At 52.3% G+C, this 19,726-nt stretch carries 14 protein-coding genes; 9 read left to right on the plus strand and 5 right to left on the minus strand.

From position 1 onward, the window contains the following. Positions 1 to 74: 74 nt before the first annotated feature. Complete coding sequence (gene trxB / locus JKP81_RS19970; RefSeq protein ID WP_200553091.1) at positions 75 to 1,040, minus strand: thioredoxin-disulfide reductase; 966 nt, start codon at positions 1,038 to 1,040, stop codon at positions 75 to 77. A 552-nt stretch (positions 1,041 to 1,592) separates the two neighbouring features. Between trxB and lrp the strand changes: the two genes are divergently transcribed. The 7 genes from lrp (at position 1,593) to JKP81_RS20005 (ending at position 11,248) form a co-directional block, all read left to right on the plus strand. Continuing rightward, positions 1,593 to 2,087 carry a leucine-responsive transcriptional regulator Lrp gene (gene lrp / locus JKP81_RS19975; RefSeq protein ID WP_000228469.1) on the plus strand — a complete coding sequence of 165 codons (495 nt, stop codon included), beginning with the start codon at positions 1,593 to 1,595 and terminating at the stop codon, positions 2,085 to 2,087. 120 nt (positions 2,088 to 2,207) lie between these two features. Next, the gene (gene ftsK / locus JKP81_RS19980) at positions 2,208 to 6,179 is read left to right on the plus strand and encodes a DNA translocase FtsK (protein WP_200553092.1); all 3,972 of its coding nucleotides are present in this window, start codon (positions 2,208 to 2,210) and stop codon (positions 6,177 to 6,179) included. Between the two features lie 119 nt (positions 6,180 to 6,298). Further along, a complete protein-coding gene (gene lolA / locus JKP81_RS19985) occupies positions 6,299 to 6,910 on the plus strand; it encodes an outer membrane lipoprotein chaperone LolA (protein WP_200553093.1) in 612 nt (203 codons plus the stop codon). A gap of 9 nt (positions 6,911 to 6,919) precedes the next feature. Further along, a complete protein-coding gene (gene rarA, locus JKP81_RS19990; protein ID WP_200553094.1) occupies positions 6,920 to 8,263 on the plus strand; it encodes a replication-associated recombination protein RarA in 1,344 nt (447 codons plus the stop codon). A 91-nt stretch (positions 8,264 to 8,354) separates the two neighbouring features. Continuing rightward, on the plus strand, positions 8,355 to 9,647 hold the full coding sequence (serS, locus tag JKP81_RS19995) for a serine--tRNA ligase (RefSeq protein ID WP_200553095.1): 1,293 nt from the start codon (positions 8,355 to 8,357) through the stop codon (positions 9,645 to 9,647). A gap of 17 nt (positions 9,648 to 9,664) precedes the next feature. Beyond that, positions 9,665 to 9,904 (plus strand): hypothetical protein, encoded by a 240-nt coding sequence (locus JKP81_RS20000; RefSeq protein WP_200553096.1) that lies wholly within the window; start codon positions 9,665 to 9,667, stop codon positions 9,902 to 9,904. Positions 9,905 to 10,099: 195 nt separating this feature from the next. Then, entirely contained in the window at positions 10,100 to 11,248 is a 1,149-nt protein-coding gene (locus JKP81_RS20005) for an MFS transporter (RefSeq protein ID WP_200553097.1), read from the plus strand. A gap of 66 nt (positions 11,249 to 11,314) precedes the next feature. Here JKP81_RS20005 and pflA read toward each other — a convergent pair whose 3' ends face one another. From pflA to ycaO, 4 genes are all read right to left on the minus strand, one after another. Further along, entirely contained in the window at positions 11,315 to 12,055 is a 741-nt protein-coding gene (pflA, locus tag JKP81_RS20010; protein ID WP_020457230.1) for a pyruvate formate lyase 1-activating protein, read from the minus strand. Positions 12,056 to 12,249: 194 nt separating this feature from the next. Further along, positions 12,250 to 14,532 (minus strand): formate C-acetyltransferase, encoded by a 2,283-nt coding sequence (pflB, locus tag JKP81_RS20015; protein WP_200553098.1) that lies wholly within the window; start codon positions 14,530 to 14,532, stop codon positions 12,250 to 12,252. 51 nt (positions 14,533 to 14,583) lie between these two features. Next, positions 14,584 to 15,441: a formate transporter FocA gene (gene focA, locus JKP81_RS20020; protein ID WP_200553099.1), complete on the minus strand. Its 858-nt coding sequence runs from the start codon at positions 15,439 to 15,441 to the stop codon at positions 14,584 to 14,586. Between the two features lie 406 nt (positions 15,442 to 15,847). Continuing rightward, the gene (gene ycaO, locus JKP81_RS20025; RefSeq protein WP_200553100.1) at positions 15,848 to 17,608 is read right to left on the minus strand and encodes a 30S ribosomal protein S12 methylthiotransferase accessory factor YcaO; all 1,761 of its coding nucleotides are present in this window, start codon (positions 17,606 to 17,608) and stop codon (positions 15,848 to 15,850) included. A gap of 137 nt (positions 17,609 to 17,745) precedes the next feature. Between ycaO and JKP81_RS20030 the strand changes: the two genes are divergently transcribed. Both JKP81_RS20030 and serC read left to right on the plus strand, forming a co-directional pair. Beyond that, positions 17,746 to 18,438, plus strand: a complete 693-nt coding sequence (locus JKP81_RS20030) for a DUF421 domain-containing protein (RefSeq protein WP_200553101.1) — start codon at positions 17,746 to 17,748, stop codon at positions 18,436 to 18,438. A 162-nt stretch (positions 18,439 to 18,600) separates the two neighbouring features. Then, positions 18,601 to 19,686 carry a 3-phosphoserine/phosphohydroxythreonine transaminase gene (gene serC / locus JKP81_RS20035; protein WP_200553102.1) on the plus strand — a complete coding sequence of 362 codons (1,086 nt, stop codon included), beginning with the start codon at positions 18,601 to 18,603 and terminating at the stop codon, positions 19,684 to 19,686. Positions 19,687 to 19,726: the final 40 nt, after the last annotated feature.

A 19,726-nucleotide genomic window follows, 5' to 3' on the forward strand; every position in this document is an offset into this window, starting at 1 on the left:
GCAATGTTACATCGGGGCAAAAATAAAGGCGACTTATAGTCGCCTTTTTTACCTTTGTTACTGAGTTGTAAAGATTATTTACGTTCAGCAAGCCCGTCGAGATAGCGTTCTGCATCCAGCGCGGCCATACAGCCTGTGCCCGCAGAAGTGATCGCCTGACGGTAAATATGATCCATGACATCACCGGCAGCAAAGACGCCAGGAACGCTGGTTTGCGTGGCATTGCCATAAATACCGGACTGCACTTTGATGTAGCCGTTTTCCAGCGCCAGTTGACCTTCAAAGATGGCCGTGTTCGGACTGTGACCAATAGCCACAAACAGACCTGCAACTTCCAGCGATTCAACGTTGTCCGCATTCTGCGTATCACGCAGGCGCAGACCGCTAACGCCCATCTGGTCTCCCGTTACCTCTTCCAGCGTACGGTGGGTGTGCAATACGATATTGCCGCTTTCCACTTTATCCATCAGGCGCTTGATGAGGATTTTTTCCGCGCGGAAGGTGTCACGGCGATGGATCAGATGCACTTCAGAGGCAATATTTGCCAGATACAGCGCTTCTTCCACTGCGGTGTTACCGCCGCCAATCACCGCGACTTTCTGGTTGCGGTAGAAGAAACCGTCGCAGGTTGCACAGGCGGAAACGCCGCGGCCTTTGAACGCTTCTTCAGACGCCAGACCCAAATAACGCGCAGACGCGCCCGTGGCAATAATCAATGCGTCGCAGGTGTACTCGCCGCTGTCGCCAGTCAGGCGGAACGGGCGATTTTGCAAATCCACGCTGTTGATATGATCGAAAATGATTTCGGTATCAAATTTGGTGGCATGCTCATGCATGCGTTCCATTAGCAGTGGCCCGGTCAGATCGTGCGGGTCACCCGGCCAGTTTTCCACTTCAGTGGTGGTGGTGAGCTGGCCGCCTTTTTCCATACCGGTAATCAGCACCGGCTGCAGGTTTGCGCGCGCAGCATAGACCGCAGCGGTATAACCGGCAGGGCCTGAACCAAGGATAAGCAGCTTACTGTGTTTGGCCGTACCCATGAGATCCTCATTGTTGTTTGGCAGACATTGGGCTGGATTGTAGGGAATTTACCGGCGTAAAAAAAGGGTGCAGCGATTTTGTTAACAATATGTGTAATAGAAAGGACCGATGGCTGAAGGGCTGGTAACCGCCTAAATATAATAATTCCTACTGAAAAAGGGGCAGTTATAAGGTGATAAAATGATGATTAGGGAACGACCCTGATGAATATCTGGCATGTTGTACTAAAAAAAGATGTTTTGCTTTGACAATCCCCTGCGCATTTGCGAAAACATCAAAGGAAGAAAAAAAGCAGTGTTTCGCGCGTGATCCAAATTCATGCATGTAAATGCCATTTTTACCGGGCTAGCGAAATCTACGTATGGCGTGGACAGACGCCATTCGTGATATCGATAGCTGCCTCCGGCAACGGTCTTCTCAATACTGCCCCTGGGATTACGTGACGCGCTAATTTAATTACGCGCCGCGTAGCGCGACGGGCAAAGACTCTGAACAGTGAAGTGCACAGGGTCAAGACAGGAGTAGGGAAGGAATACAGAGAGACAATAATAATGGTAGATAGCAAGAAGCGCCCTGGCAAAGATCTCGACCGCATCGATCGTAACATTCTGAACGAATTGCAAAAAGATGGGCGTATTTCCAACGTCGAGCTTTCTAAACGAGTGGGGCTTTCCCCAACGCCATGCCTTGAGCGTGTGCGCAGGCTGGAAAGACAAGGGTTTATTCAGGGCTATACGGCGCTGCTGAACCCGCATTATCTGGATGCATCACTTCTGGTATTTGTTGAGATTACTCTGAATCGTGGCGCGCCGGATGTGTTTGAACAATTCAATGCTGCCGTGCAAAAACTTGAAGAGATTCAAGAGTGTCATCTGGTTTCAGGCGATTTCGACTACCTGTTGAAGACGCGTGTGCCGGATATGTCGGCTTACCGCAAACTGTTAGGGGAAACCCTGCTGCGTCTGCCAGGCGTTAACGACACCCGCACATATGTGGTAATGGAAGAAGTCAAACAGAGCAATCGTCTGGTAATTAAGACGCGCTAATACGGAACAGGTGCAAAATCGCTGTTTTTTGATTACACTCCTGTTAATCCATACAGCAACAGTGCCGGGGAGACCCGGCGCTGTTGTCCGTTTTAGCATCAAGGACCTGGAGAGCCTGTCTTGAGCCAGGAATACACCGAAGACAAAGAAGTCACACTGACCAAGTTAAGCAGCGGACGTCGACTCCTGGAGGCGTTGCTGATCCTCGTTTCACTTTCTGCCGTCTGGTTAATGGCAGCGCTTCTCAGCTTTAACCCGTCCGATCCCAGTTGGTCGCAAACGGCCTGGCATGAGCCTATCCATAATCTTGGCGGCGTGCCTGGCGCATGGCTTGCCGATACGCTGTTTTTCATTTTTGGCATCATGGCTTATACCATTCCGGTGATCATTATCGGCGGCTGCTGGTTTGCCTATCGCCATCGGGCCAGTGAAGACTATATTGACTATTTTGCCGTATCGCTGCGCATAATTGGCGCGCTGGCGCTGATACTCACTTCTTGTGGTCTGGCGGCGATTAATGCGGATGATATTTGGTATTTTGCCTCCGGCGGCGTCATTGGCAGCTTGCTCAGTACCACGTTACAACCCTTGTTGCGTAGCAGTGGCGGCACACTGGCGCTGCTCTGTATCTGGGCCGCCGGTTTGACGTTATTCACCGGGTGGTCATGGGTGACCATTGCCGAAAAAATCGGCAGTGTGATCCTTAACATTCTCACTTTTGCCAGTAATCGTACCCGTCGTGATGACACCTGGGTCGATGACGAAGAGTATGAAGAGGATGATGAAGATAACGGTGATATGGACGCGCCGCGTGAATCTCGTCGTACCCGTATTCTGCGTGGCGCACTGGCGCGGCGAAAACGCGTTGCCGAAAAGTTTGCGAATCCGATGGGGCGCAAAACGGATGAGGCGTTGTTCTCCGGTAAGCGGATGGATGATGATGAAGACGATATTGCTTATAGCGCTCGCGGCATCCCTGCGGATGCTGACGACGTGTTGTTCTCCGGGCATCGCGCAACTGAATCTGAACAGGAATACGATCCGCTGCTCAATGGTCGCAGTATAACGGCACCTGTTGCCGCCGCTGCGGCCGCGACGACTGTCGCTGCGCAGGCTTATGCCGCGCCGGTTGATCCGGTTGCGCAGGCGCCGCAGGAAATTGAATGGCCTTATGCGCAGCCGTCTGTACAGCAGGCCGCTGCATATCATCCAGCTCCAGATGAACAGAACTCTCTTGCTTCTTACCAGCCTGTATCAAACTCGTCGGTTTCACAGGAGGCTGCATATCCGTCTGCTCAATGCGCAGAACCACAGTGGCAGCAGCCTGTCGCACAGGATAGATGGGAGCCAGAAGCTCCGGTGACGGCACAGCCGCAAGAAGATATTTATACGCAGCCAGTACACGATCCGTTGCCATGGCAGGCTGAGCCACAGCCGCAGATCTCCCCTGCGCCAGAACGCGTAGTTGAGCCTGAACCTGTAGTTGAAGAAGTCAAACAGACTCGTCCACCGCTCTATTACTTCGAAGAAGTAGAGGAGAAGCGTGCTCGCGAGCGTGAGCAACTGGCGGCGTGGTATCAGCCGATTCCTGAGCCCGAAAATATTGAAGCGGTTTCGAAACCCGTTGCGCCGACTATGCCATCTATACCGCCGGTTGAAGCCACTGTTGCACCAGTAGCAGCCGGAGTACAGCAGGCCGCCAGTAGTGTCGCCGCGGCAACCGCTGCCGCAGGTCCGGTATTCAGCCTTGCAGCTGGCGGTACACCGCGTCCGCAAGTAAAAGAGGGAATTGGCCCGCAGCTTCCGCGTCCGAACCGGGTCCGTGTACCGACGCGCCGTGAGCTGGCTTCTTATGGTATTAAACTACCGTCTCAGCGGATGGCCGAAGAGCGCGCGCGCGAAGAAGATGAAACGCGCCATCATAACGATCAATTCACCGAAGACGATGCTGACATGTTGCAACAGGATGAACTGGCTCGCCAGTTTGCCGCCACGCAGCACGATCGCTACGGTAACGGATTCCAGCATGAGACGCCGCAATTCCAGTCGCAGCATGCTGTATCGAGTGAAGAAGACGCCGAAGAGGCGGAACTCGCGCGTCAGTTCGCTGCGTCGCAGCAGCAGCGGTATGCGGGTGAGCAACCTGCCGGGGCTCAGGCGTTTATGCCAGAGGACTTTGCGTTCTCACCAATGAAGGCGCTGGTGGATGATGGCCCAGGCGAACCGCTGTTTACACCTGGCGTAATGCCGGAGCAGGAATCTCTTGCGCATCATCATCAACAATCGCAACAGCATTATCAGCAGCCAGCTCACCAACCTGTTGCACAGCCGCAGCATTATCAGCAGCCGGCGCATCAACCTGCTGCACAGCCGCCACAGTATCAGCAGCCGGCGCAGCAATCTGCTGCACAGCCGCAGCATTATCAGCAGCCGGCTCACCAACCTGTTGCACAACCGCAGCAGTATCAGCAGCCGGCGTATCAACCTGTTGCACAACCTCAGCAATATCAGCAGCCGGTTCAGCAACCTGTTGCACAGCCGCAAGATAGCCTGATTCACCCGTTGCTCATGCGTAATGGCGACAGCCGCCCGATGCAAAAACCGACGACACCGCTGCCGTCGCTGGATTTGCTGACGCAGCCGCCAGCGGAAGTTGAACCGGTAGATACGTTTGCACTGGAACAGATGGCACGCCTGGTGGAAGCGCGGCTGGCGGATTTCCGCATCAAAGCTGATGTGGTCAATTATTCTCCAGGCCCGGTTATCACCCGTTTTGAGTTGAATCTCGCCCCGGGCGTGAAAGCTGCGCGTATTTCGAACCTCTCCCGCGACCTGGCGCGTTCGTTGTCGACTGTTGCAGTGCGTGTGGTGGAAGTTATTCCGGGTAAACCGTACGTGGGTCTGGAACTGCCGAATAAGAAACGACAAACCGTTTACCTGCGCGAAGTGCTGGACTGCGTGAAATTCCGCGAAAATCCGTCACCGCTGACTGTGGTGCTGGGTAAAGATATCGCGGGCGATCCGGTAATAGCCGACCTGGCGAAGATGCCGCACCTGTTGGTTGCGGGTACGACGGGTTCTGGTAAATCGGTGGGCGTGAACGCCATGATCCTCAGCATGCTGTATAAAGCGACGCCGGAAGAGGTGCGCTTTATCATGATCGACCCGAAAATGCTCGAGCTATCAGTGTATGAGGGGATCCCGCATCTGCTTACCGAAGTCGTCACCGACATGAAAGATGCGGCTAACGCCTTGCGCTGGAGCGTCAACGAAATGGAGCGTCGCTACAAGCTGATGTCGGCGCTCGGAGTGCGAAACCTGGCGGGTTACAACGAGAAGATCGCTGAAGCAGCGCGGATGGGCCGTCCGATCCCGGATCCTTACTGGAAACCGGGTGACAGCATGGATGTCGAACATCCGGTGCTGGAAAAACTGCCGTATATCGTGGTTCTGGTGGATGAATTCGCCGATTTGATGATGACCGTCGGTAAGAAAGTGGAAGAGCTGATTGCGCGTCTGGCGCAAAAAGCGCGCGCTGCGGGCATTCACCTGGTGCTGGCGACCCAGCGTCCGTCAGTGGATGTCATCACCGGCCTGATTAAAGCCAACATCCCGACACGTATCGCGTTTACCGTTTCGAGCAAAATTGACTCGCGTACCATCCTCGATCAGGGCGGTGCAGAATCGCTGCTTGGGATGGGGGATATGCTCTATTCTGGCCCTAACTCGACCTCTGCACCCGTGCGTGTACATGGTGCATTCGTTCGCGACCAGGAAGTGCACGCCGTTGTGCAGGACTGGAAAGCGCGCGGGCGTCCACAGTATGTCGATGGCATTACCTCGGATAGCGAAAGCGAAGGCGGTGCAGGTGGCGGTTTTGAGGGGGGAGAAGAGCTGGATCCGTTATTCGATCAGGCTGTTAATTTCGTGACCGAAAAACGTAAAGCTTCTATCTCCGGCGTACAGCGCCAGTTCCGTATCGGCTATAACCGCGCAGCGCGTATCATTGAGCAGATGGAAGCGCAGGGGATTGTCAGCGAACAGGGGCATAACGGAAACCGTGAAGTGCTGGCTCCGCCGCCCTTTGACTGATTGCAAGGATATGTAACGCAATAGAAATTCAGTCTTTTCTTCTGTTGCTCCTGGTACACGGTGCTTAGAGTGACAGAAGTATTCTCCCATGTCGGGAGTGACGTATTTAAGGAACAGCAATGAAAAAAGTCGCTTTGGTTTGTGCATTAATGGGGAGTTTTTTGGTCAGCAATGTGTGGGCTGATGCTTCCAGCGACCTGAAAAGCCGTCTCGATAAAGTCAGCAGCTTTCACGCTACCTTCACTCAAAAAGTGACCGACGGCAGCGGCGCTGCGGTGCAAGAAGGCCAGGGCGATCTGTGGGTGAAACGCCCGAACCTGTTTAACTGGCATATGACCCAGCCGGATGAAAGTGTTCTGGTGTCAGATGGTAAAACGCTGTGGTTCTATAACCCATTTGTTGAGCAGGCAACAGCGACCTGGCTGAAAGACGCCACGGGTAACACGCCATTTATGCTGATTGCCCGTAATCAGGCAAGTGACTGGCAGCAGTACAATATTGAGCAGAAGGGTGACGATTTTGTGCTGACGCCGAAAGGCAACAACGGCAACCTGAAACAGTTCACTATCAACGTGGGGCGCGATGGCACTATCCATCAATTTAGCGCCATTGAGCAGGACGATCAGCGCAGCAGCTATCAGCTGAAATCGCAGCAAAACGGCACCGTTGATGCGTCTAAATTTACCTTTACCCCGCCGAAGGGCGTAACGGTTGACGATCAGCGCAAGTAAGAGGCGTGCATGAGTAACATGTCGCTCGACTTTTCCGATAATGCGTTTCAACCTCTGGCCGCACGTATGCGGCCAGAAAATTTAGCGCAGTACATTGGTCAGCAACATCTGTTTGCGCCGGGTAAGCCGCTCCCGCGCGCGATTGAAGCCGGACACTTGCACTCCATGATTCTATGGGGACCGCCTGGAACGGGCAAAACCACGCTCGCCGAAGTGATAGCGCGTTATGCCAGTGCAGATGTGGAACGTATCTCTGCGGTGACCTCCGGGGTGAAAGAGATCCGCGAAGCCATTGAGCGTGCGCGTCAAAACCGCAATGCCGGGCGCCGTACCATTCTGTTCGTCGATGAAGTTCATCGCTTTAATAAGAGCCAGCAGGACGCTTTTCTGCCGCACATTGAAGATGGCACCATTACTTTTATTGGCGCGACGACGGAAAACCCCTCTTTTGAACTCAATTCTGCATTGCTGTCTCGTGCGCGCGTTTATTTGCTTAAATCGCTGACCACTGAGGATATCGAGCAGGTTTTAACGCAGGCGATGGAAGACAAAGCACGCGGTTACGGCGGGCAGGATATTGTTCTGCCGGATGAAACCCGGCGAGCGATTGCCGAGCTGGTTGGCGGTGATGCGCGCCGGGCGCTTAATACGCTTGAGATGATGGCGGATATGGCGGAACTCGACAGTTCCGGCAAGCGTGTATTAAAGCCAGAACTGCTCACGGAAATTGCTGGTGAACGCAGCGCCCGCTTCGACAACAAAGGCGATCGTTTTTACGATTTGATTTCCGCATTGCACAAATCGGTCCGCGGCAGTGCGCCGGATGCTGCGCTTTACTGGTATGCGCGAATTATTACTGCCGGTGGCGATCCTTTATATGTCGCGCGGCGCTGTCTGGCGATTGCCTCTGAAGATGTCGGTAACGCCGATCCGCGTGCGATGCAGGTCGCTATTGCCGCATGGGATTGTTTTACACGCGTTGGTCCTGCAGAAGGCGAACGTGCCATCGCGCAGGCGATTGTCTACCTCGCTTGTGCGCCGAAAAGTAATGCGGTTTATACCGCCTTCAAAGCGGCGCTGGCGGATGCGCGCGATCGCCCCGATTACGACGTACCGGTTCATCTGCGTAATGCGCCGACAAAACTGATGAAAGAGATGGGCTACGGGCAGGAGTATCGCTATGCACATGACGAACCCAATGCCTATGCCGCCGGGGAAGAGTATTTCCCGCAAGAACTGGCACAGACACGCTATTATCATCCCTCGACAAGAGGCCTTGAAGGTAAGATTGGTGAAAAGCTCACCTGGCTTACCGAACAGGATCATAAAAGCCCTATAAAACGCTATCGCTAGTGCGGGCGTTGCGGTAAGGTTACGACTTACACCATCGACCGCAGGCTGCGGTCGTATTCTTTTATTTCAATTCGATAAGCACAGGAAAAGCATGCTCGATCCCAATCTGCTGCGTACCGAGCCAGACGCAGTCGCTGAAAAACTGGCACGCCGGGGCTTTAAGCTGGATGTAGATAAATTACGCGCTTTAGAAGAGCGTCGTAAAGTCTTGCAAGTTAATACAGAAAACCTGCAGGCGGAACGCAACTCGCGATCGAAATCCATTGGCCAGGCGAAAGCACGCGGGGAAGATATCGAGCCTTTACGCCTGGAAGTGAACAAACTGGGTGAAGAGCTGGACGCGGCTAAAGCGGAGCTGGAAACCCTGTTGGCGGAGATCCGCGACATCGCGCTGACAATCCCTAACCTGCCAGACGATTGTGTTCCAGTCGGCCGTGACGAAAACGACAACGTTGAGGTCAGCCGTTGGGGTACGCCGCGCAAGTTCGATTTCGATATTCGCGATCACGTGACGCTGGGTGAGATGCACAGCGGGCTGGATTTCGCCGCAGCGGTGAAACTTACTGGCTCTCGCTTTGTGGTGATGAAAGGGCAGATTGCGCGTATGCACCGTGCGCTGGCGCAGTTCATGCTGGATTTGCACACCGAACAGCACGGCTACGCAGAGAACTATGTTCCGTATCTGGTCAACCAGGATACGCTGTACGGCACCGGTCAGTTACCAAAATTCGCGGGTGATTTGTTCCACACCCGTCCGCTGGAAGAAGAAGCGGACAGCAGCAATTACGCGTTGATCCCGACTGCCGAAGTTCCGCTGACGAACCTGGTGCGTGATGAGATCATTGATGAAGATGATCTGCCGATCAAAATGACTGCCCACACGCCATGTTTCCGTTCAGAAGCGGGATCTTATGGACGTGATACGCGTGGTCTGATCCGTATGCATCAGTTCGATAAAGTTGAAATGGTGCAGATCGTTCGCCCGGAAGATTCTATGGCGGCGCTGGAAGAGATGACTGGCCACGCTGAGAAAGTGTTGCAGCTGCTGGGGCTTCCTTATCGTAAAGTGCTGCTGTGCTCGGGTGATATGGGCTTCAGTGCGTGCAAAACCTACGATCTGGAAGTGTGGGTACCGGCGCAGGACACCTACCGCGAAATCTCTTCCTGCTCTAACGTGTGGGATTTCCAGGCTCGTCGTATGCAGGCGCGCTGCCGTAGCAAGTCCGACAAGAAAACCCGTCTGGTTCATACGCTGAATGGTTCCGGTCTGGCAGTCGGTCGTACGCTGGTGGCGGTAATGGAAAACTATCAGCAGGCTGATGGTCGAATTGAAGTGCCTGAAGTACTGCGTCCGTACATGAACGGCCTTGAGTTCATCGGCTGATCATTTGCCTGTAGTGAATGTTAATTCTGAAAGCGCCTGCGGGCGCTTTTTTTGTCTATTTAAAAACTCCTCCTGCGAGTGGTTCAGCAGCAGGTTCGGGTTTAACGTTCACAGAACTGGCAGAAGCTTCTTCTCATTTTTTGGCAGGCCCTTCACGGATGAGAACAATGCAGCCTGCTGTGGAGGATAATAATTTTTACGGCGCCTGTTTCAGCCATTTTATTCCGGCATTCATCATGAATTTTTTCGACCGATAATTCTGCCTGATTGCAAAACTATTCTTTTATTTTCAATAGTGTGAATCGCATCGTTATTTGTTAAGCCCAATGCTGGATAAGTTTTACGAATCGTCGTGGTGCAAAACGTGTCAGCGTCCAAAATCCGTGGATTGACAATGTTCTTACCGGTGGCATGATGCGCACGCAAACTGAACTTCCTCACGGTTTTTATCCATGTCCATCTATACCCGGCCAGTGCTGCTATTGCTCTGTGGCTTAATGCTGTTGACGCTGGCGATCGCGACGCTAAATACGCTCGTGCCGCTCTGGCTCGCCCACGAAAACTTACCGACCTGGCAGGTTGGGATGGTGGGTTCTTCCTATTTCACTGGCAACTTGCTGGGTACGTTACTGACCGGGCGTTTAATTCGCCGTCTGGGTTTTAACCGCAGTTATTATCTTGCTTCACTGATCTTTGCCGCAGGCTGTGTTGGCCTGGGGCTAATGATTGGCTTCTGGAGCTGGATGGTTTGGCGCTTTGTCGCGGGTGTAGGCTGCGCGATGATTTGGGTGGTCGTGGAAAGCGCCCTGATGTGCAGCGGCACATCGCGCAATCGTGGCCGTCTGTTGGCAGCTTACATGATGGTTTACTACGTTGGCACGGTGCTTGGCCAGATAATGGTCAGTAAGTTGCCGACAGATCTGATGAGCGTACTGCCGTGGACGACTGCGCTGGTGTTGGCGGCGATCCTGCCGCTGCTGTTTACCCGCATTGTCAACCAGCAGAACGAAGAACAGGCTCCGACCTCGGTATGGCCGATGTTGCGTCTGCGCCATGCTCGCCTCGGTGTGAATGGCTGTATTATCTCCGGGATTATCCTTGGTTCGCTGTACGGCTTGATGCCGCTCTATCTTTCGCATCAGGGGATTAGCGATTCGGGGATTGGTTTCTGGATGGCGCTGATGGTCAGTGCCGGTATTGTAGGGCAGTGGCCGGTTGGTCGGCTGGCAGATCGTTTTGGTCGCCTGCTGGTGCTGCGTGTGCAGGTGTTTGTCGTGATCGTGGGTTGTTTTGCGATGTTGAGCAATGCAGCCATGGCTCCAGCGCTTTTTGTGCTCGGGACGGCAGGCTTTACCCTTTATCCGGTGGCGATGGCGTGGGCCTGTGAGAAAGTGGAACACCACCAGCTGGTGGCAATGAACCAGGCGCTGCTACTGAGTTACACCATTGGTAGCTTGCTTGGTCCGACGTTGACCGCAATGCTGATGCAAAGCTACTCGGATAGCTTGCTGTTTATCATGATCGCGGGTGTGTCGTTTATCTATCTGGTGATGCTGATGCGCAAACCCGGGCATCATCCAACGCCTGTGGCGCATGCCTGATATTCGCCGCTTGATAAATAAAAAAGCCACAACTGAGTGTTGTGGCTTTTTTGTCCCAGGGACGGCTCAGTACATCACTTTGTGACCGTACTGCTCCAGGATACCTTTTACGCGCTCCATGGTCTCTTTCTTCGGCGGGTGAATACCGTCCAGCTTATACTCTTCACCCATCGCCACCCATTTATGCTTACCCAGCTCGTGATAGGGAAGGAGTTCGATTTTCTCAACGTTACCCATATCGCGGGTGAATTCACCAAGGCGATGTGCGGAATCGTCATCATCAGACCAGCCAGGCACAACGACGTAACGGATCCATACGTTGATATTTTTCTTCGATAAATACTGGGCAAATTCAAGGGTCCGGTGATTGGATACGCCGACCAGATTCTGGTGGATCTCATCGTTCATTTGCTTGAGATCGAGCATCACCAAATCAGTAACTTCCAGCAATTCATCGATCACCGGATCGTAACGGCGCACAAAGCCGTTAGTATCGAGGCAGGTGTGGATGCCCTCTTTTTTACAGGCACGAAACCAGTCGCGAACGAATTCTGCCTGCAAGATTGCTTCCCCACCGGATGCCGTAACGCCGCCGCCGGAGGCGTTCATAAAGTGCCGATAGGTAACGACATCTTTCATCAGTTCTTCAACGGTGATCTCTTTGCCACCGTGTGTATCCCATGTATCGCGGTTGTGGCAATACAGGCAGCGCATCAGGCAGCCCTGGAAGAAGGTAATAAAACGGATGCCCGGGCCGTCGACCGTGCCGCAGGATTCAAAGGAGTGGATGCGACCAATAACTGACATTGCGGTGTTTTCTCCAGATGTGGCCCATCCGGGGCCTGTGTCTGCGCAGTTTAATTCCTTCTGCGCTAAGTCTGTTTTGGCAGACATCCAGCAAGTATAGATGGCTGACGAAGCACACTTCAGGTGTTAAAAAGGCCCCACAGTCGTGGAGCCTTTACTATACGCTTTTTACTGCGTAGTTTCAGTCAATACCATTACATGGTCTGAGTGAAAGTACGAGTGATAACATCCTGCTGCTGTTCTTTAGTCAGGGAGTTAAAGCGTACGGCATAACCAGAAACACGGATGGTCAGCTGCGGATATTTCTCCGGGTTTTCCATCGCGTCGAGCAGCATTTCGCGGTTCATGACGTTCACGTTCAGGTGCTGACCACCTTCGATGGACGCTTCGTGATGGAAGTAACCATCCATCAGACCCGCCAGGTTGGTTTTACGTACTTCGTCGTCTTTACCCAGCGCGTTCGGCACGATAGAGAAGGTGTAAGAGATACCATCTTTAGCGTAAGCGAACGGCAGTTTAGCAACGGAAGTCAGAGAGGCAACAGCACCTTTCTGGTCACGGCCGTGCATCGGGTTAGCACCTGGTCCGAACGGAGCACCAGCGCGACGGCCATCCGGGGTGTTACCTGTTTTCTTACCGTACACAACGTTAGATGTGATGGTCAGAACAGACTGGGTCGGGATAGCGTTGCGGTAAGTGGTCAGTTTCTGAATTTTCTTCATGAAACGTTCAACCAGGTCAACCGCCATATCATCAACGCGAGCGTCGTTGTTACCAAACTGCGGATATTCGCCTTCGATTTCGAAGTCGATAGCCAGACCGTCTTCGTCACGAATAGGTTTAACTTTCGCGTATTTGATAGCAGACAGGGAGTCAGCCGCTACGGACAGGCCAGCGATACCGCAAGCCATGGTACGGATAACGTCACGATCGTGCAGCGCCATCAGTGAAGCTTCGTAGCTGTATTTGTCGTGCATGTAGTGGATGACGTTCAGCGCGGTGACGTACTGTTTAGCCAGCCAATCCATGAAGTGATCCATACGATCCATCACTTCGTCGAACTTCAGAACGTCGCCTTTGATAGGTTCAGATTTCGGACCTACCTGCATTTTCAGTTTTTCATCAACGCCGCCGTTGATTGCATACAGCATGGTTTTCGCCAGGTTAGCGCGAGCACCGAAGAACTGCATTTGTTTACCCACAACCATCGGGCTTACACAACATGCAATAGCGTAGTCGTCGTTGTTGAAATCCGGACGCATCAGATCATCGTTCTCGTACTGCAGAGAAGAGGTATCGATGGAAACTTTCGCAGCGAATTTTTTGAAGTTCAGCGGCAGTTTTTCAGACCACAGAACGGTGATGTTCGGTTCCGGAGACGGGCCCATGGTGTACAGGGTGTTCAGGAAACGGAAGCTGTTTTTGGAAACCAGCGTACGGCCATCAACGCCCATACCACCGATAGATTCAGTTGCCCAAATCGGGTCGCCAGAGAACAGTTCATCATATTCTGGGGTACGCAGGAAGCGAACCATACGCAGTTTCATGACCAGGTGGTCAATCATTTCCTGAGCGTCTTGCTCAGTGATTTTGCCTGCTTTCAGGTCACGTTCGATGTATACGTCCAGGAAGGTGGATACGCGACCGAAGGACATTGCAGCGCCGTTTTGAGACTTAACAGCGGCCAGGTATCCGAAGTAGGTCCACTGGATTGCTTCCTGGGCGTTGGTAGCCGGACCAGAGATATCGCAACCGTATTTCGCTGCCATCTCTTTGATCTGACCCAGTGCGCGATGCTGTTCAGCAATTTCTTCACGCAGACGGATAGTCGCTTCCAGGTTTACGCCATTTTCCAGATCAGACTGCAGAGACTGGAACTGTGCGTATTTGTCTTTCATCAGGTAGTCGATACCGTACAGCGCAACGCGACGGTAGTCACCGATAATACGACCGCGGCCGTAAGCATCCGGCAGGCCAGTCAGAACACCGGATTTACGGCAGTTCAGAATGTCTTTGGTATAAACATCGAATACACCCTGGTTATGGGTTTTACGGTATTCGGTGAAGATTTTTTTAAGTTGCGGATCCAGTTCGCGGTTGTACGCTTTGCAGGAACCTTCAACCATTTTGATGCCGCCGAACGGAATGATTGCGCGTTTCAGCGGAGCTTCAGTCTGCAGACCAACAATTTTCTCTAACGACTTATTGATGTAACCAGCGTCGTGAGAAGTGATGGTTGATGCAACGGAGGTGTCAAAATCAACTGGCGCGTGGGTACGGTTTTCCAGTTTAACGCCTTCCATGACTTTGTCCCACAGTTTGGTGGTCGCGTCAGTAGCGCCAGCCAGGAAGGACTCATCGCCTTCGTACGGGGTGTAGTTTTTCTGGATAAAGTCACGTACGTTGACTTCTTTCTGCCAGTCACCTTTCGCAAAACCTTCCCAGGCTGTGGCTAATTTTTCATTAAGCTCGGACATGTAACACCTACCTTCTTAAGTGGATTTTTTATTTACTGCCTGAAACAACCATTAGTGATGATCGTTGCCACGCAGGTAAATGACCCAGTATGTCAACCCGACTAATAATCCTCCACCGATGATATTCCCGATTGTTACGGGGATCAGGTTATCAGTGATGAAATTCATAATGGTCAGGTGAGAGAAACTTTCCGGGCTGGAACCAACTGCGGTCCAGAACTCCGGGCTTGCAAAGTTGCGAATTACAATACCCATCGGGATCATAAACATATTCGCAATACTGTGTTCAAAACCGCTGGCAACAAACATCGCCACCGGCAGAACCATAATCATGGCTTTGTCCATCAGGCTACGGCCGGAATAACTCATCCACACGGCCATACAAACCATCAGGTTAGCCAGAATGCCCAGCGCCACGGCTTCAATAAATGTGTGGTGTACTTTATGGTCTGCGGTTTGCAGTACATTTAAGCCCCAGCCACCGTTGGCGACCATGTACTCACCGGACAACCACATTAACAGCACAAACAGCAGCGCACCCACCAGGTTGCCGACATAGACGTTAATCCAGTTGCGGGCCAGTTGCCCCCAGGTGATACGGCCACTGGCTTTCGCTACGACAATCAGTACGGTTGAAGTAAAGAGATCTGCACCGCAAATGATGCAAAGAATCAGCCCCAGTGAGAAGCAGACACCACCGATCAGTTTAGCAATACCGTACGGCATTGCGCCGGTACCTGTGGTGGCGGTGATGTAGAAAACGAAAGCAATGGAGATAAACACGCCTGCGGTAATCGCAAGATAGAAAGTCTTAAGCGGATGTTTAGTCGCTTTATAGACGCCAGCTTCTTCGGCAACTTTGGCCATTTCGGCTGGAAGAATAAGATCAAAAGGGTTGTCAGCTTTCACACTAACTCTCTCTTTATTAAGTCGGCGACGAGATACTAACAAAGCATTATAGAAGAGAATTTGATATGGATCATATCTCGCCTGGCTTATAGGACCGCAAAGAGCGTGGTTTTTCTACGAATGCGGAGTAACTTGTTGATTATCAAAATAAAAATAAAGTTTAAAAATTGCAAAATGAGTTGAATTTTTTTATGTGACCTCCCAAAAAACAGTTAATTAAAATGGAGTAATTGCCATAAGAAGTAACAATATTAGTCGGAGTGGATAATTATATTTACCCATATTTAACTTTAATATTACATATGGCTGTCATTGCCAAAAAAATAAATAAAACGGGGCAATGAAATTGCCCCGTAATATAGCGTAGACCACTCATTAAGCCTACATATTGTCGTTCTACTTGTCGTTATTTCGACCAGAATGCCCGTTTGGCTTGTTGTAATTTTTCGTAAGCCGCTAACAGCGACTGATGCGCCGGGAACGCCTGCAGGGAACCGTCTGCCGGTTGCAGGTCATAGAACGGTGCTTCCCCGCTTAATGCGGCGCTGGCGGCTTCAACTGCTTGCGCACCATACATGCGTACGAATGCATTCAGGTATTGCAGCGGCTCGCGTTCCTCTTCCTGCGCCAGTAGTAATAATGTCTGCAGGCAGCGGTAGTAGTTTGCCCGTTCGGCGCTAAAGATCGAGGCGTTGAATTCCATCGTCCATTCGGTCCAGGCTAATGCCTGATCCAAATCGCCGCCAGCCAGCGCTAGCATCGCTTTTAGCTCGCCAATGCGCAGCGTGTACCAGCCATTGTCTTTACCGGTCGCCAGACCCAACAGTTCGCGAACGCGGGTGAAGTCATCATGACCTTCGTCATCAAGTTGCGCGATCAGGTTGAGGTACTCCTCTTTTTCCCATTCACTGCCAGGCAAAGAGAGGATGGTTTCGCGTAAATGGCTGCCCATGGTGTTGTTCGCCAGCCACAGATCTTCCGCCGGATAAATATCGGACATGCCTGGCACCAGAATACGGCAGGCGTAAACGCCCAGATGCTCATAATCGGCAATATAGACTTCTTTATCTTCTGCCTTAAAGATAGCCATGAGTGTGGCGAACTCTTCTTCCGTCGTGCCAGCAAAGCTCCAGTCAACAAACGGATAATCCGCATCCTGCTTGAACAGGTCCCAGGAGATCAAACCGCTGGAGTCGATAAAGTGCGTCTCTAGGTTGGCATGTTCGGCAACTTCTTCATCATCAAAAGTTGGCGGTGTGAAGACATCCAGATCTTTTAACCCGCGGCCTTGCAGCAGCTCGGTAACAGTACGCTCGAGCGCCACACCGAAATCAGGGTGCGCGCCAAAAGAGGCAAAACAGGTGCCGTTAGCCGGGTTGAACAGGACAACGCAGATAACCGGGTATTTACCGCCCAGGGAACCGTCGTAAGCGAAGATCGGGAAACCTTCCGCTTCCAGTTTGGCAATTGCTTCGACAACGCCCGGGTAGCGCGCCAGCACATCCTGCGGAATTTCTGGCAGGCTGATGCTTTCGGCAATAATGCGATTTTTAATATGGCGTTCGAACACTTCGGACAGCCCCTGCACGCGGGCTTCATTGCGCGTGTTCCCGGCGGACATACCGTTAGAAACGTATAAGTTGCCGACGATATTCATTGGGATATAAACCGTCTGCTCATCAGACTGGCGGGTAAACGGCAGAGCGCAGATACCGCGCTCATCGTTGCCGGATTGCAGATCAACGAGCATCCCGGCAGCCAGTTCGTTCTGCGGGTCGTAGTAGGCGCGCAGACGCGCATCCAGAATGCCTGCCGGCAGGGAATCATCTTCCGGCAGCGGGAACCATTTCTCATTCGGATAATGAACGAACGGGCTCTGTGCGATGGCATCACCCAGCCAGAAATCAGCGAAGAAGTAGTTGGTGGACAGACGCTCGAAATACTCGCCCAGCGCAGAGGCCAGCGCGGCTTTTTTGGTCGCACCTTTGCCGTTGGTGAAGCACAGTGCGCACTCTTTATCGCGAATATGTACAGACCAGACGTTTGGCACCGGATTCAGCCATGAGGCCTCTTCGATGTTAAAACCGAGATCGGTGAGCTTTTGCTGGAAGCGGGCGATGGAATCTTCCAGCGCGGCGTCTTTGCCGGGAATAAATGTTTGAGTCATGGCGGTCACTTTTTTCGTACGTAAAGCGCGCAATGATACGGGTTTTGCGTGACTGACGCTATCTTCCACACCTGACCGACGAAAATAAAACTTCTGGCTATGATTAAGAAAAGTAACGAACTGTTCAGGCATAAAAAATGAAAGCGTTTGATCTGCATCGCATGGCGCTCGACAAGGTCCCTCTTGATTTTCTCGGGGAAGTCGCACTGCGTAGTGTCTATACCTTTGTTTTGGTCTTTTTATTTCTCAAAATCACCGGCCGACGCGGTGTCCGCCAGATGTCTCTGTTTGAGGTGCTGATAATCCTGACATTGGGGTCGGCCGCCGGGGATGTCGCTTTTTACGATGATGTGCCAATGCTGCCGGTGCTGGTGGTTTTTATCACTTTAGCGTTGCTTTATCGGTTTGTGATGTGGCTGATGTCGCACAGCGAAAAGCTGGAAGATCTGCTGGAAGGCAAACCGGTTGTCATTGTCGAAAACGGCGAACTGGCGTGGGAAAAGGTGCATGCGGCAAACATGACCGAGTTCGAGTTCTTTATGGAACTACGTCTAAATGGCGTGGAACAACTCGGACAGATTCGTCTGGCAATAATGGAAACCAACGGTCAAATCAGCGTTTACTACTTCCCGGACGATGAGGTGAAACCCGGGTTATGTATTTTGCCTGAAGGTTGCAGTGAGCGTTTCACGACGGTTCCCGAAGCGGGGGATTATGTTTGTGTCCGCTGCAGTAAAATCGTCGCCATGCAAAAAGGGGATAAGCAATCTTGCCCGCGTTGTGCAAATCCGGAATGGTCGAAGGCAAGCCGGGCTGTTCGCGTGACATAACAGCGTTTTTATCGGGTCTGCGGTGAGCAAACAAAACTTTCTGCTATGTGAGTTAGCGCACATCCTGCCGCTGGCACCCATTACCCGTTGCGGCGCGTAGCGCTGAATGATAAAACCGATGTCACAGGAATAACTTATTGCTTTATAGCGTGGTGAGGGGAAATGACTCAGGTCTTTAATTTTAGTTCTGGCCCGGCAGTATTACCGGCGGATGTGCTCAAACAAGCGCAACAAGAGCTGTGCGACTGGCAAGGTCTTGGAACGTCGGTGATGGAAATTAGCCATCGTGGTAAAGAGTTTATCCACGTGGCGGAAGAAGCAGAAAAGGATTTTCGCGACCTGCTGAATATTCCCTCTAACTATAAGGTTCTGTTCTGTCACGGCGGCGGTCGCGGCCAGTTTGCGGGCGTTCCGCTGAACTTGCTGGGCGATAAAACCACCGCTGATTACGTTGATGCAGGCTACTGGGCGGCGAGCGCGGTAAAAGAAGCGAAAAAATACTGCTCACCGAACGTTATTGACGCCAAAATCACTGTTGATGGTCTGCGCGCGGTGAAGCCGATGCGTGACTGGCAACTAAGCGATAATGCGGCCTATCTGCACTACTGTCCGAACGAAACGATCGACGGTATTGCGATCGATGAAACACCGGACTTCGGTGATGTAGTCGTCGCTGCTGATTTTTCCTCAACTATTCTCTCTCGTCAGATTGACGTAAGCCGTTTCGGTGTGATCTACGCAGGCGCGCAGAAAAATATCGGGCCAGCGGGTTTGACGCTGGTGATTGTGCGCGAAGATCTGCTCGGTAAAGCGCATCAGGCTTGCCCGTCGATCCTTGATTACACCGTGCTGAACGAAAACGACTCGATGTTTAACACGCCGCCGACCTTTGCCTGGTATCTTTCCGGGCTAGTGTTTAAGTGGCTGAAAAAACAGGGCGGTGTGGCGGCAATGGACAAAATCAACCAGCAAAAAGCCGACCTGTTATACGGTGTGATCGACAACAGCGATTTCTACCGCAACGATGTGGCGACAGGGAACCGCTCGCGCATGAATGTGCCGTTCCAGCTGGCAGACAGCGCGCTCGATAAAGTCTTCCTGGAAGAGTCGTTTGCCGCGGGTCTGCACGCGCTGAAAGGCCACCGTGTTGTCGGCGGGATGCGCGCCTCTATCTATAATGCGATGCCGCTGGCTGGCGTACAGGCGCTCACTGATTTTATGGTCGATTTCGAACGCCGCCACGGTTAATTACACTGTTTTGACGTACCCCCGTAGTTTTACTGCGGGG

The organism is Kosakonia sp. LAM2021 (assembly GCF_016620385.1).
Lineage (GTDB): Bacteria > Pseudomonadota > Gammaproteobacteria > Enterobacterales > Enterobacteriaceae > Kosakonia > Kosakonia sacchari.